Annotated in this window: 12 protein-coding genes; 11 read left to right on the forward strand and 1 reads right to left on the reverse strand. The window is 73.4% G+C overall.

What is annotated here, in order from left to right:
- Positions 1 to 55 precede the first annotated feature (55 nt).
- Genes V1634_RS17415 through V1634_RS17435 form a run of 5 tightly spaced genes read left to right on the forward strand, consistent with a single transcriptional unit; the run spans position 56 to position 5,504 of the window.
- Entirely contained in the window at positions 56 to 1,117 is a 1,062-nt protein-coding gene (locus V1634_RS17415) for an ABC transporter substrate-binding protein (RefSeq protein WP_331208886.1), read from the forward strand.
- Entirely contained in the window at positions 1,114 to 2,865 is a 1,752-nt protein-coding gene (locus V1634_RS17420; protein ID WP_331208887.1) for an ABC transporter permease, read from the forward strand. The genes V1634_RS17415 and V1634_RS17420 overlap by 4 nt, the downstream gene beginning before the upstream one ends.
- Complete coding sequence (locus V1634_RS17425) at positions 2,862 to 3,992, forward strand: ABC transporter ATP-binding protein (protein ID WP_331208888.1); 1,131 nt, start codon at positions 2,862 to 2,864, stop codon at positions 3,990 to 3,992. Before V1634_RS17420 ends, V1634_RS17425 begins: the two co-directional genes overlap by 4 nt.
- A gap of 8 nt (positions 3,993 to 4,000) precedes the next feature.
- Complete coding sequence (locus V1634_RS17430) at positions 4,001 to 4,663, forward strand: histone deacetylase (RefSeq protein ID WP_331208889.1); 663 nt, start codon at positions 4,001 to 4,003, stop codon at positions 4,661 to 4,663.
- Positions 4,664 to 4,670: 7 nt separating this feature from the next.
- On the forward strand, positions 4,671 to 5,504 hold the full coding sequence (locus V1634_RS17435; RefSeq protein WP_331208890.1) for a hypothetical protein: 834 nt from the start codon (positions 4,671 to 4,673) through the stop codon (positions 5,502 to 5,504).
- 78 nt (positions 5,505 to 5,582) lie between these two features.
- Here the strand turns inward: V1634_RS17435 and V1634_RS17440 are convergent, their stop codons facing one another.
- Positions 5,583 to 6,815 (reverse strand): PucR family transcriptional regulator, encoded by a 1,233-nt coding sequence (locus V1634_RS17440; RefSeq protein WP_331208891.1) that lies wholly within the window; start codon positions 6,813 to 6,815, stop codon positions 5,583 to 5,585.
- Between the two features lie 329 nt (positions 6,816 to 7,144).
- Here V1634_RS17440 and V1634_RS17445 point away from each other — a divergent pair, with 329 nt between their 5' ends.
- The 6 genes from V1634_RS17445 to V1634_RS17470 all read left to right on the forward strand — a co-directional run bounded on the left by V1634_RS17445 (position 7,145) and on the right by V1634_RS17470 (position 14,158).
- The gene (locus tag V1634_RS17445; RefSeq protein WP_331208892.1) at positions 7,145 to 9,181 is read left to right on the forward strand and encodes a metallopeptidase domain-containing protein; all 2,037 of its coding nucleotides are present in this window, start codon (positions 7,145 to 7,147) and stop codon (positions 9,179 to 9,181) included.
- Between the two features lie 78 nt (positions 9,182 to 9,259).
- Complete coding sequence (locus V1634_RS17450) at positions 9,260 to 10,459, forward strand: NAD(P)/FAD-dependent oxidoreductase (RefSeq protein WP_331208893.1); 1,200 nt, start codon at positions 9,260 to 9,262, stop codon at positions 10,457 to 10,459.
- A complete protein-coding gene (locus V1634_RS17455) occupies positions 10,446 to 10,856 on the forward strand; it encodes a 2Fe-2S iron-sulfur cluster-binding protein (RefSeq protein ID WP_331208894.1) in 411 nt (136 codons plus the stop codon). Before V1634_RS17450 ends, V1634_RS17455 begins: the two co-directional genes overlap by 14 nt.
- Positions 10,853 to 12,268, forward strand: coding sequence for an FAD/NAD(P)-dependent oxidoreductase (locus tag V1634_RS17460; protein WP_331208895.1), 1,416 nt, complete (start codon positions 10,853 to 10,855; stop codon positions 12,266 to 12,268). The genes V1634_RS17455 and V1634_RS17460 overlap by 4 nt, the downstream gene beginning before the upstream one ends.
- Positions 12,265 to 13,161 carry a dihydrodipicolinate synthase family protein gene (locus V1634_RS17465; protein WP_331208896.1) on the forward strand — a complete coding sequence of 299 codons (897 nt, stop codon included), beginning with the start codon at positions 12,265 to 12,267 and terminating at the stop codon, positions 13,159 to 13,161. Before V1634_RS17460 ends, V1634_RS17465 begins: the two co-directional genes overlap by 4 nt.
- A complete protein-coding gene (locus V1634_RS17470; RefSeq protein ID WP_331208897.1) occupies positions 13,154 to 14,158 on the forward strand; it encodes a proline racemase family protein in 1,005 nt (334 codons plus the stop codon). The genes V1634_RS17465 and V1634_RS17470 overlap by 8 nt, the downstream gene beginning before the upstream one ends.
- The last annotated feature ends 110 nt before the right edge of the window (positions 14,159 to 14,268 follow it).

The raw sequence follows: 14,268 nt of genomic DNA on the forward strand, positions 1-14,268 counted from the left end.
CCGCCCGCCCCTAACCTGGCCGCAACACTGCGACAACCTGGGAGGTCGGGCTCCGATGACGAGTCGATTTCGGCGCGGCGTGAGCTGGCTGGGGTGCGCGGCGGTGCTCGTCCTGGCCGCCGGCTGCGCCCGGGAGCCGGGCAACGGCTCCGGTGGTACGACCGACGGCGGCGTCGTGCACGTCGTGTGCGGCGGGACGGAGGAGTGGTGCGCGGCGACCACGGCCCGGTTCAGCAAGACGACCGGGCTCAGGGCCGACTTCGTGCGGCTCTCCAGCGGCGAGGCGCTGGCCCGGATCAAGGCCGGTAGGGGCAACGCCGAGTTCGACGTCTGGTACGGCGGCCCGGCCGACGGCTACGCGGCCGGCGCTGCCGAGGGGATGCTGGAGGCGTACGTCTCGCCGAACGCCGGGGCGATCCCGGCCAGGTACAAGGACGCGTCCGGGCTCTGGACCGGCGTCTACGTCGGGGCGCTCGGGTTCTGCGCCAACCCGAAGCTGCTGCGAGAGGCCGGGGTCGAGGTGCCGGACTCCTGGGCCGACCTGCTCGATCCGTTGCTCGCCAAGGACATCGGTATCGCCCATCCGTCCACCTCGGGCACCGCGTACACGGCGCTCTGGACCCAGGTGCTGCTTGCCGACGGCGACCAGGGCAAGGCGCTGGAGTACATGCGCCGGCTGCACCCGAACGTGTTGCAGTACACCAAGTCCGGTGCGGCACCCGCCCAGATGACGGCCCGGGGCGAGGTGGCGGTCGGGGTCATCTTCTCCCACGACTGCGTGGCGGCCAAGGAGGCGGGCTTCCCCGACCTGGTGGTCTCCTTTCCGGAAGAGGGAACCGGCTACGAGACCGGTGGGGTGGCGTTGGTCGGTGGCGCCAAGAACCCTGACAGCGGCCGGAAGTTCATCGACTGGGCGCTGACGGTCGAGGCACAGGAGATCGGGCCGACGGTGAAGTCGTACCAGTTCCCGACCAATCCGGGCGCGAAGGTCTCGGACAGGGTCGTCGACCTCAGCACGATCAGGCTGGTCGAATACGACCCGGGGGCGGCGGGCGCGGCGAAGACCGCGCTGAACCGGCGGTTCGACGCCGAAGTGGCCCAGGCGCCGAAGTCATGACCACCATGATCCACGATCCGGAGCTGGCCCCCGGCCCGGCGGCGCCACCGCGTCGCCGGCGGCGGCGGCTCGACCTCGGCATCCGGCTGCTGCTCGTCGCCTGCGTCGGGCTGGTGACCATCGGCAGCGTCGTCCCGCTCGTCGCCGTCCTCGCGGCGGCGTTCGGTCCGGAGGCGTTGCCGCGCTACGCACGCTTCCTCAGCTCCCCGGTCGACCTGGCGATCCTGCGCAACACGCTGGTCCTGGGCGTACTGGTCGGGTTCTGCGGGACGGCGCTCGGCTTCCTCTTCGCCTTCGTCCAGACCCGCCTCGCCGTACCGGGCAAGCGGATCCTGCACGTGGTGGCGCTGGTGCCGATCGTCAGTCCGCCGTTCGCGGTCGCCACCGCAACCGTCGTGCTCTACGGCCGGCGGGGCGTGATCAGCAACGGCCTCCTCGGCCTGGAGTACGACATCTACGGGCTCGACGGACTGGTCTTCGTGCTCTCCCTGTCGCTCTTCCCGGTGGCGTACCTCGGTCTGCTCGGCATGCTCCGCGGGTTGGACCCGGCGCTGGAGGAGGCCGCGATGAACCTCGGGGCCAGCCGGTGGCGGACCCTGCGCACGGTCATCCTGCCGCTGCTGGCACCGGGGCTGGTGGCGCCCTTCCTGCTGCTCTTCGTGGAGGCGATCGCCGACCTGGCCAACCCGCTCGTTCTGGGCGGCGACCACACGGTGCTGGCCAGCCGGGCTTACCTGGCGGTCACCGGCGAGTACGACACCACCAGCGCCGCCGTCTACTGTGTCATCCTGCTCGTGCCCTCGTTCGGGTTGTACGTCGCGCAGCGGTACTGGCTGAACCGCAAGGTCCGGACCACCATCACCGGGCGGCCGTCGGGCCGGGTACACCTGATCGACAACTGGGTACGGTGGCCGATCTTCGGTCTCGCGCTGCTGGCCGCGGCTCTCATCGTCAGCGTCTACGGCACGATGCTGCTCGGTTCGGTGACCCGGGTCTTCGGGGTGGACAACACGTTGACCCTGGAGTACCTCCGGGAGGTGGTCGCCGGGGTGGGGCAGGAAGCCGTGCGCGACACCGTCGTGTTCGCGGCTCTCGCCACCCCGGTCGCGGCGGTCTTCGGGCTGGTCATCTCCTGGCTCGTGGTCCGGCACCTGCGCCGGGCCGCCGGGCTGCTGGACTTCGCCGGCACGCTCGGGGTCGCCGTACCCGGCACGGTGCTGGGCATCGGTTTCGTGCTCGCGTACCGGCCGGAGCGGTGGCTCGGCCCGGTCGAGGTCTTTCCCAGCCTGGTCGGCGGCAGCGCCGTCGCCGGTGGGGCGGCGGCGATCGTGGTCGCGTACGTCATCCGGAGCCTCCCCGCCGGCCAGCGCACCGCGGTCGCGGCCCTGACCCAGATCCACCCGCAGATCGAGCAGGCCTCGACGGACCTCGGAGCGGGCCCGCTGCACACCTTCCGGCGGGTGACCCTGCCGCTGATCCGGCCCGCGCTGCTGACCGGCCTGAGCTACAGCTTCGCCCGCAGCATGACCTCGATCTCGACGATCGTCCTGCTGGTCACACCGGAGACGAAGATCATCACCTCCCAGGTGCTGAGCGCCGCCAGCACCGGCCGGTACGGGGTGGCCTTCGCCTACTGCACCGTGCTGACCGCCATCGTGCTGGCGGCCTTCGCGCTCATCCGTCTCGTCGTCGGCGCGGGGGCCAGCCTGAACCGCGTCGCCACCGACACCGAAAGGCCGAAACGATGACCACAGTGGTGCCCGACCTGGCCGTCGCCGCGCCCGCCGGTGCCGGCAGCGGACGGCTGCGCCTGGCGGCGCTGACCAAGACGTTCGCCAGCCGTACCGGCCCGGTCACCGCCGTCGAGGCGGTCGACCTCGATGTCGCGCCGGGCGAGTTCATCACGCTGCTCGGGCCGTCCGGGTGCGGCAAGACCACCACGCTGCGGATGGTCGCGGGCTTCGAGGACGCCACCGGCGGGCAGATCCGGCTCGACGACAAGGTGATCGACTCGATGCCACCGCAGCGGCGCCCGATGGCGATGGTGTTCCAGAGCTACGCGCTCTTTCCGCACCTCACGGTCGGCGAGAACATCGCGTACGGGCTCAGGTTGCGGCGACGCAGCCGCCAGGAGGTTGCCACCAGCATGCGGATGGCGCTGACCAGCATGAATCTGGTCGGTCTGGAGGACCGGAGCCCGCACGAACTCTCCGGCGGCCAGCAACAGCGGGTCGCCCTGGCCCGAGCCCTGGTCGTGCAGCCGAAGGTGCTGCTCTTCGACGAACCTCTGTCCAATCTGGATGCCAAGTTGCGGGGTTCGATGCGCGCGGAGATCCGGCGCATCCAGCGGATGTTCGGGATCACCAGCATCTACGTCACGCACGACCAGGACGAGGCGATGAGCATGTCGGACCGGATCGTGGTGATGAACCGGGGACGGGTCGAGCAGGTGGCCGTGCCGGGAGAGATCTACCTGCGCCCGGCGAGCGTCTTCGTCGCGGACTTCATCGGGCGGGCCAACTTCGTCGAGGTGGTGCCGGAGAGTGTCAGCGACGGCCGGGCGGTGGTGCACGCCCTCGGGCAGCGGTTGACCGCGGCGGCCCACCCGGCAGTGTCGGCGAACGGCGACAACACCTATCTGATGGCCCGGCCGGAGACCATGAGGCTGACGCCGGTCACCGACGGCGGGACCGGCATCGGCCTGGTGCTCCGCTCGACGTTCCACGGACCGGCCGTGGACTACGAGATCGAGACCACCAGCGGCACGTTGACCGTGACCGATCCCGGCGCCGACCCCCGGGAGGCTCTCGCCGAGGGCACCAGCGTCAACGTGCGGATCGACCCGGATCGGGCCTATCTGCTGACCCGGGACTGAGGTGGCTCATGGCCGAACCCGAACCGATCCTGATCAGCCGCCGTCCCGGCGCCCCGGTAGCCGGTCTCGACCCGGTCTGGTACGCCGCGTACGGGTCGAACCTGGACGCCGACCGGTTCGGCTGCTACCTCGGTGGTGGCCGACCGGTGGGCGGTCAGCGTGACCATCCAGGGTGCCGGGACGGCAGCCCGCCCCAAGCCGACCGCCCGGTTCTGCTTCCCGGCGCGATCTACTTCGCGCTCGAATCACGGACCTGGTCCGGTGGGATGGCCTTCTACGACCCGGGGCTGCCCGGTGTGGTCGCGGCCCGGGCGTACCTGCTCTCCGCCGACCAGTTCGCGGACGTCGCCGCGCAGGAGATGCACCGGCTGCCGAAGGGTCCGCTGGACCTGGTCGCCGCTGCCGTCGCCGCCGGTCGGGCCAGTGCCGGGCCGGGCCGGTACGAGACGGTGATCTGCGCCGGCATCCTCGACGGGCACCCGGTGCTCACCCTCACCGCGCCCTGGCGGGCCGGGGACGTGTCGTCGAACCCACCGGCCCCGGCGTACCTCGCCACCATCGCCCGTGGCCTGCGGACCAGCCACGGCTGGACCGACGAGCAGATCTCCGGCTACCTGACCGGTTGCCGGGGCGTCGGTGGCCGGGCGGCGGAGGACCGGCTGCGGGCATAATGCCCGGGTGTCGCATGCCGATCTCACGTTGTCCGCCTGGTTGGACCTCTCCGACGAGGGTGCCGGCCGTACCGCCGCCGCCATCGCCCGGAGCACCGACGCCCGGCTCACCGGCACCGCCCCGCACGGGTACGCCGGCCGTACCGGCCGGGTCGCCTTCTTCGACCGCGACGGTATCCGCTACGCCCTGGTGCCGGGCGGTACGGTGCAGCTCGGCCATGACGCGGAGCGCCTGCGCCCCACCGCCCGGCAGCTCGCCGACTTCGCCGAGGCTGCCGACGAGTACGGGCTGACCGGGCCGCTCCAGAGCTTCGTCGCCGAGAGCACCTCGCCGCCGCGTCGGGTCTCCGTTCCGGCTCGGCTCGTCGCCGTGCGCTCGGTGGAGACCGGGACGCTGCTGGCGGTCGACGACGAGGCCGATCCCGACGACGGCGAGGGGGAGTACGACCACGCCTGGCTGATGGCCGGGCTCGCCCGCCGGGGCCTTCGACCACCGACCCCGGACGAGTGGGAGTACGCCTGCGGCGCCGGAGCCGCCACCCTGTTCCGCTGGGGCGACGAGTATCCCGAGGGCGAGCCGTACGGCGAGGTGCCGCTGATCCAGGAGCCGAACCTGTTCGGTCTGGTCATCGGCGACGACCCGTACCGCTCCGAGTTCACCACCGAGCCGGCCGTGCTCTGCGGCGGTGACGGCGGCTCGGCGCTCTGCGGCGGGTACGGCAGCTTCCTGAGCTGGCTCACCCTCGCCACCGCCTACCGGGAGGCGGAGCTGGCCGAGGTCGTCTACGACGGCGGCCTCACCGACGAGACCCCGGTGCGACCGGTGCTGTCGATCCCCTGACCGCACGTCGGCCCGGGTGTCGACAGTGGACCATCGGCGGCCGGAGGCCGTGCACCGGCGGCCCGGCGGCCGGGGCGTTCAGTTCGCCGGTCGGTAGTGGCCGGTGAGCCGGCCGAGTTTCAGCGCCAGGTGCAGGCAGAGCCGCTCGTTGCCGTCCTTGAGGTCGGTCTCGGCGAGCTGCTCCACCCGGTGCAGCCGGTAGTAGAGCGTGGTGCGGTGCAGCCGTAGCTGCTCGGCCGTGGCGTGCGCGTTCCCGGCCAGGTCGAGGTACGCCTCCAGCGTCTCCAGCAGCACCTGGTTGGAGTCGTCGCGCAGCAGTCGCTCCAGCCCGGGATGCACGCCCGCGACGTCGAGGTGCTGGCCGTTCATCCGGGACAGCATCCGGTAGATGCCGAGGTTCGACCAGGCGATGATCGGGCCGAGCGCGGAGAGCTGCCCACCCACCCGGGCGGACTGGAGCGCCTCGTCGTAGGCGTGCACCACGTCGGCCAGCCGGGGTCGCGGCTCGCCGATCCCGACCACCACCCGGGCCACCGAGGGCAGGCTCCGGGTCGCCTTGTGCAGCGCCTCGCTCAGGTGCCTCGCGGTCGCCTCGGCGGACGGCCGGCCGGCACCCTGGGCACCGCAGGTCAGCAGTACGCCCTGGTCGTGCCGGACCAGGTGCAGCGCCTCGCGTACCCCGACCCAGCGGCGGGTGGCCACCAGCACCTGTTCCAGGGCGATCCGGGCCACCTCGTCGAGTACCTGCCCCCGGGCCGGCACGAGCTGCGCCACCACCGCGTTGGCCGGCCCGTCGGCCGCGACCACCCCCTCGGCGAGCAGCGAACGGACCGCCTCGGCGCGGATCTCCGGACTGTCCACCAGCAGTGTCCGGGCCGCCTCCGCCTCCCGCTGCGAGGCCAGCTCGCCGAGCAGGTTCTCCCGGTAGAGGGCCAGGGAGAGGTCGGACATCGCCCGGGTCACCGCCTCGATGTCGGCGTCGGTCATGCCGCCGTCGGCGTCGATGAACCAGACGAAGCCGAGCAGCAGGTCGTGGTGGGTGATCGGCACGCAGAGCCGGGGCAGCAGGTCCAGCTCCGGGCAGGCCGGGGTGCGGACCGGGGTACGGGCCTTCATGATGCCGACGTCGTGGAACCAGGAGATGACCTCGGGCGTGGTGTGCCGGCGCAGGATGGAGGTCCGGCGTACGTCGTCCATCAGTCCGGTGTGCTCGCTGTACACGACCACCCGCTGCCGGCGGTCCTCGATCAGCGCCGGCCGGCCCACCCGGGCCGCCACCGCGTCGACGATCCGTTGCAGCTCCGTGTGCATGCCTTCCCCTGATCCTCCCCCGTGGCCGGCCGGCGGCCCACCCCGCCGGATCGCCGACGTGGTGCACCACCGGTCCTCACCCTCCGACGGCACCGGCCCGGTACGCAAGTGCTTCGGGGCGTACGGCACAAGTCCCGACAGAAGTCCTGATCCGCCCAGCGGGCTTCCTGCATCTGTCCGAAGACCCGGAAACGTCGATGTCCTTACCGTGCTTGCGACATCCGCCGACCGTGGCGCGACCTCCCGCGCCCCGGCCGGTCCGAACACCCCGGCCGGTCCGAACACCCGAGCATCCCGGCAGCCGAGCACCCCGACCCGAAGGAGATGCGTTGCGCCGCGCCACCCGCACAGACCAGCTCCGCAGGGCGTTCGCCGCGGTCGTCGCGGTCGTCGCCGCGTCCGCCCTGCTGCCCGGCCCCGCGGCCGGACCGGCCCAGGCCGGCCCGGGCACCGCAGCCGCGTCACTGGACCCGGTCGACCCGCAGACCTGGCAGGACCAGGAGACGATGACCTGGGACGACTACCGGGCGGTGCCCGGCGCGAACTGGGCCGACCCGGGCCGCCAGCCGAGCCGGCGCAAGCTGCGGATCGCCCTGGTCGCCGCCGACCATCCCGACCAGTCGTTCGTGATCACCCAGAACCGGGGCTCGGACCCGTTCCGCAACCCCCAGGTCAACCCGGTGGCCAGGGCCGACGTGGCCCGGTTCTACGCCGACTTCTGGGGTACGCCGAGCGCGCTCAACCACGGCCACACGGTGCACGAGTACTGGATGGAGCAGACCAACGGGCGGGTCGGAGTCGAGTTCACCCCGTTCGGGCCGTACCGGCTGCCCCGCAAGCAGTTCGAGTACGGGCTCAACGACATCGGGCAGAACGGCAGCGGCTGCCCGGCCGGCTCCACCTGCAACGGCAATCTCGACGCCGACGTGGACGCGCTGTGGCGGGCGGCGGAGGGAGCCGACGTACGCAACCGGTTCGACCTGGTGCTGCGGGTCTACGCCGGCTACGACGAGACGTCGGTCTGGCAGGAGTTCGGCGAGATGATGTTCCAGACCCGCGAGGACGTACCGGACGCCTGGGGCCCGCCGGACCCGAACCTGCCGAACTGGGTGCGGTCCCGCTATGTCGACTGGACCTCCTGGAAGGCCGGCTCCCAGCTCTGGGGCTCGTCCAGCATGCGGCAGGGCGAGAGTTCCGGCACCATCACGCACGAGATCGCGCACACCTTCGGGATCGCCGACAACAACAACAATCCGTACGTGTCGCCGTACCGGCGGGTCGGGTCGGGGACCTGGGACGTGATGGACCGGGGCTCGTTCAACGGCCCGGGCGGCCCGCACAACCGCTGGGTGGTGCCGGCGGCACAGGGCGCGGCGATGCCGGCCGGGCAGACCCTGCGCAGCAAGCTCAAGCTCGGGCACATCGACGAGGCGCAGGTGCTGCGGCTCTCCCGGGAGGCGCTGCGGACCACCGGTGTCGCGGTGGTGACCGTCAAGGCGCGTACGGCGGTACCGGCGGCCCGGGACATCCAGGGAGTCCGGATCGGGATGGACCGGGACCTCACCCCGGCCTGTGACATCAACGCCGACCCGCTCTGCCCGGGCACTCCGGTCTACAACTGGTACAGCCTGGAGACCGTGCAGCGGATCGGCGCGGACTCGTTCACCCCGGACAACGGGGTGTTGCTGGCCAAGAACAAGGACGCCGAGACGAACACCTGCGGCTACACCTGCTTCACCTGGGTCGTCGACGCCAACCCGCAGGACATCGACATGGTCGACTACTACCGGCCGGACGGTACCCCGGTGAAGCGGACGATCGCCGACTACCGGCAGCTCAACGACGCGCTGTTCCACGCCGGCACCCGCTCCGGCAGCGAGTACGAGTACGTCGACACCGCCAACCGGCTGCACTTCTACGTCATCGACCGGAGGGTCGGCGCGGACGGTGTGCTGTCGTACACCCTGGGCGTGCGGCACCTCGACGGGGCCGGCAGTTCGGTGCGCGGCGTCGGGGCCGCCGCCTCGGGCAGCCCCACCGGCAGCCCGACCGCCGGGGGCGCGACCTGCACCTTCGCCGTCACCAACACCGGCCGGTACGTCGCCGGTGGCCAGGCACATCCGGAGGACGCCTCGGCATACCTGCGCGCGGACGTCTACCGGCTCTCCGCCTCGGTCAACGGGGCGGGCTGGACGGTCACCCTGCCCAACGCCTTGACCACGGCCGAGTTCGGCCGGACCGTGAACGTGCCGGCGGTGGCCACCGCCACCGCCGGGGCGACCCAGGTCGGCCGGATCACCCTGACGGCCCGGTCGGAGAGCGATCCGAGCCGGACGGCGACGGCCACCTGCCGGGTGAACCGGTAACGGAACGGACCGCCGGACCACCTCCCGCGCCCGACCGGCGTGCGGGAGGTGGTCCGGCCGGGCGACGGAGGGAAGGGCATGGCGGGCAGCTTCGACGTGGTGGTGGTCGGCGCCGGTGTCGTCGGCGCGGCCTGCGCGTACGCCTGCGCCCGGCGGGGGCTGGCCGTCGTCGTACTGGAGCGGGCCGGCCTGCTCGCCGGTGCCACCGGTTCCGGCGAGGGCAACCTGCTGGTCTCGGACAAGCTGCCCGGCCCGGAACTGGAGTTGGCGCTCTTCAGCAACGCTCTCTGGCGGCGCTGGACGGCCGAGCTCGGCGACCGGTACGGCGACATCGAGCTGGAGCCCAAGGGCGGCCTGGTGGTCACCGGGGTGGGTCCGGGCGCCGACGGCGCGGCCGGGCTCGCCGCACTGCGGGCGACCGCGCGGGCGCAGGCGGGCGCGGGCGTACTGGTCGAGCTGCTGGATCCGGCCGGGGTGCGCGAGCGCGAGCCGGCGATCACCCCGGAGCTGGCCGGCGGCCTCTTCTACCCACAGGACATGCAGCTCATGCCGGCGAAGGCGACCGCCGCGCTGCTGGCCGCCGCCCGGGAGCGCGGCGCCGAGGTGCGGCTGCGCACCGAGGTCACCGCGATGCTCCGGGACGGTGCCGGCCGGGTGGTCGGGGTGCGGACCGGTGCCGGTCCGGTGGCCGCCGGACACGTGGTGAACGCGGCCGGCGCCTGGGCCGGCCGGCTCGCCGGGCTGGCCGGCGCCGACACCCCGGTCGCGCCGCGCCGGGGCTTCATCCTGGTCACCGAGCCGGTCCCGCCGCTGGTCCGGCACAAGGTCTACTCGGCCGACTACCTCGACAACGTGGCCAGCGGCGACGCCGGATTGCAGACCTCGACGGTCGTCGAGGGTACCCCGGCGGGCACCGTCCTGATCGGCGCCAGCCGGGAACTCGTCGACTTCGACCGGCGTCACAACGCCGAGGCGGTCCGCCGGCTGGCGCAGGGCGCGGTACGGCTCTTCCCACCGCTGGCCGCGGTCCGGGCGATGCGGGTCTACCACGGCTTCCGGCCCTTCTCCCCGGACCACCTGCCGGTGATCGGCGCCGACCCGCGGGTCCCCGGCCTGGTGCACGCGCACGGGCACGAGGGTGCCGGCATCGGGCTGGCGCCGGCCACCGGGCACCTGGTCGCCCAGGTGGTGACCGGCGAGCCGCCCGACCTGCCCCTGGACCCGTTCGACCCGGCCCGCTTCTCGTCCGATGTGGAGACCGCCGGTGCCGCCGCCTGAACCCGCCGACGGCCGGGCCGGCGGTCCGGACGGCTTCACGATCAGCGTCGACGGCGAGGACGTACCGGTGCGCAGCGGCCAGACGCTGGCGGCGGCGCTGCTGGCCGCCGGTCGCCGGACCACCCGGCGGACCAGGTTCGCCGGCCGGCCGCGCGGCGTCTTCTGCGGCATCGGGATCTGCTTCGACTGCCTGGTCGTCTGCAACGGCGAGCCGGGCGTGCGGGCCTGCCTGCGCCCGGCCGAGCCCGGCGACGTCGTGCGGGCCGGCGAGGTCGTGCGGGCCGGCGGCGTGCCCGACGACGTCGTGCGGGCCGGCGAGGTCGTGCGGGCCGGCGGCGTGCCCGGCGCGGAACCCGGGGACGAGCCCGGAAGCGGTGCCGGGGAGGGAGTCCGATGAGCGGCGGCGGAACCGGTCGGCTGGCCGTGGTCGGCGCCGGCCCGGCCGGACTCGCCGCCGCGCTCGCGGCGGCGCAGGCCGGTGCCGAGGTCACCGTGGTCGACCTGGGCCAGCGAGCCGGCGGGCAGTACCTGCGCCAGCCGAGCGTGCCCGGGGTCCGGCCGGCCCGGCAGCCGGCCCGCTTCGCCGACCTGCTGCGCCGGGCCGGCACCCATCCGCGGATCAGCGTCCGCTCCGGCGTCCAGGTCTGGTCCGCCGAACCGGGCGGCGGTGCCGCCGGTGGGGCGACGCTGCGGCTCTCCGGCCCGGCCGGGCCGACCACCCTGGCGGCGCCCGTCGTGGTGCTGGCCCCCGGCGGGTACGACCGGGTGGTGCCCTTCCCCGGCTGGGACCTGCCGGGCGTGGTCACCGCCGGCGCCGCCCAGGCGCTCGCCAAGGGGCAGGGCGTGCTGGTGGGCCGGCGGGTGCTCCTCGCCGGTACCGGCCCGTTCCTGCTCGTCGTCGCCGCCGGGCTCGCCTCGGCCGGCGCGGAGGTCGCCGGGGTGGTCGAGGCGGCACCGCTGCGCCGCTGGTACCGGCATCCGCTGGCGGTCGCCGGGGCACCGGGCAAGCTCGCCGAGGCGGCCCGGTACCTCGGGGCGCTGCGCCGGCACCGGATACCGCTCTGGCGCGGCCAGGCGGTCACCGAGGTGGTCGAGGACGGCACCGGGCTGCGCGCCACGGTGCGTCGGGTGGACGCCGACTGGCGGGCCGGCGAGGTGACCCGGAACGTCCCGGTCGACGCGGTCTGCGTCGGGTACGGCTTCACCCCGTCGGTCGACCTCGCCGTCGCGCTCGGCTGCGCCACCCGGACCGACCCGGCCGACGGCAGCCTGGTGGTCGCCGTGGACGAGCTGGGCCGCAGCGGCGTACCAGGGGTGCTGGTGGCCGGGGAGGCGACCGGGATCGGCGGTGCCGACCTCGCCGTCGACGAGGGCCGGCTGGCCGGACTCGCCGCCGCGCACCGGCTGGGGCTGCTCGACGACGCCGGGCTGGCCCGGGCCACCGCGCCGGTCGTACGCCGCACCGCCCGGCAGCGCCGCTTCGCCGCCGCCATGCACCGGGTGCACCGGGTCCCGGACGGCTGGACGGAGTGGCTGCGCGACGAGACCGTGGTCTGCCGGTGCGAGGAGGTCACCGCCGGCCGGATCCGCGCCGACGTCGCCGGCTACGGCCTGGACGACATCCGCGCGCTGAAGCTCGTCACCCGGGTCGGGATGGGGCTGTGCCAGGGCCGGGTCTGCGGCCGGGCCGCCGCCCGCCTGCTCGCCACCGCCTGCGGCCGGGAACAGCCGCTCGAAGACTTCGCCAAGCGTCAGATCGTCATGCCGGTACCCCTGGGTGCCGTCGCCGAGGAAGGACCAGCCCAGTGACAGCTCGCAAACCATGGCAGGGTGTCGTCGTCGCCATCCCAACCCCGTTCCGCGACGACCTCTCCGTCGACTTCGACCGGTTGCAGGAGCACGTCCGGTGGCTGGCCGAGGAGGGCTGCCACGGCGTGACCCCCTGCGGTTCGCTGGGGGAGTACCAGAACCTCTCCGACGCCGAACGGGCCGACGTGGTACGCGCCACCGTCGAGGCGGCCCCGGACGGCTTCTCGGTGGTCCCCGGCGTCGGCGGGTACGGCAGCCGGCAGTCCCGGCACTGGGCCGAGCAGGCACAGGCGGCCGGCGCGCACGCCGTACTGGCGCTGCCGCCGAACACCTACGCGGCCCGGGACGTCGACGTGCTCGCGCACTACCGGGAGGTGGCCGCGGTCGGGCTGCCGGTGGTGGCGTACAACAACCCGTTCGACACCAAGGTGGACCTCACCCCGGAACTGCTGGCGGCGGTCGCCGAGACCGACGGTGTGGTGGCGGTCAAGGAGTTCAGCGGGGACGTACGCCGGCTGCACCGCATCCGCGACCTCGTCCCGCACCTGGACGTACTGGCCGGCGCCGACGACGTACTGCTGGAGTTGGTGGTCTGCGGGGCCACCGGCTGGATCGCCGGTTTCCCGAACGCGCTGCCCCGGCTCTCGGTACGCCTCTACGAGCGGTGCCGGGCCGGCGACCTGGCGGCGGCGCTGCCGCTCTACACCGAGCTGCACCCGATCTTCGGCTGGGACTCCAGGCCGGAGTTCGTCCAGGCGATCAAGCTCGGCATGGAGCTGGCCGGCCGGTACGGCGGCCCGTGCCGGCCGCCCCGGGGCGCCCTCGCGGAGCCGGTCCGGATCCAGGTGACCAAGGACATGGAGCGGGCGTTGAAGGCCGACGCCGATGCGTAGCCGGCTGGTACTGCACGCCGTCGACTCGCACACCGAGGGGATGCCGACCCGGGTGATCACCGGTGGCGTCGGGGTGCTGCCCGGCGACACCATGCTGGAGCGCAAGCGGCTCTTCGAGCGGGACCGGGACGGGCTGCGCCGGCTGCTGATGTCCGAGCCGCGCGGCCACTCGGCGATGTCCGGGGCGATCCTCCAGCCGCCGACCCGGTCGGACGCCGACGTCGGGGTGCTGTTCATCGAGGTATCCGGCTGCCTGCCGATGTGCGGGCACGGCACCATCGGAGTGGCCACCGTGCTGGTCGAGACCGGGATGGTGCCGGTGGTCGAGCCGGTCACCACCATCGCGTTGGACACCCCGGCCGGGCTGGTCAGCGTGGACGTCGCGGTCCGGGACGGCCGGGCGACCGGGGTGACGCTGCGCAACGTGCCCTCGTTCCTGCTCGCCGCCGACCGGAAGGTCGAGGTTGGCGGGGAGATCGGCACCATCCGCTACGACATGGCCTTCGGCGGCAACTTCTACGCCATCGTGGACGCCGTCGACCTCGGGCTGCCGGTCGAGCCGGCGGCGGTGCCGGAGCTGATCGCGCGCGGGCTGCGGATCATGGACGCGATCAACGAGCAGGCGCCGCCCCGGCACCCGACGATCCCGGCGATCGACGACTGCCGGCACGTCCAGGTGGTGCAGGACGGCACCGACGGTGCGGACGCCCGCAACGCGGTGGTGATCCACCCCGGCTGGGTGGACCGGTCACCGTGCGGCACCGGTACCTCGGCCCGGATGGCCCAGCGGCACGCGCGTGGCCTGCTCGGGCTGGAGATGCCGTTCGTCAACGAGTCGGTGATCGGGACCCGGTTCACCGGCCGGCTGGTCGGGACCACCACGGTCGGCGACCTGCCGGCGGTGGTGCCGACGGTCACCGGCCGGGCCTGGATCACCGGTACCGCGCAGTACCTGCTCGACCCGGAGGATCCGTTCCCGGAGGGCTTCCAGATCTGACCCGACCGGTCCCGGCCGTCCGATCTGGTCGGTCCGGAGCGGACGGCTTCGGCAGGTGTCGGAACCGGTCGGGGTACCCGCCGACATCTGTAGGGTGACGCTGCGAGCCG

This window comes from Plantactinospora veratri, from assembly GCF_036421995.1.
In the GTDB taxonomy this organism is placed as follows: domain Bacteria; phylum Actinomycetota; class Actinomycetes; order Mycobacteriales; family Micromonosporaceae; genus Plantactinospora; species Plantactinospora veratri.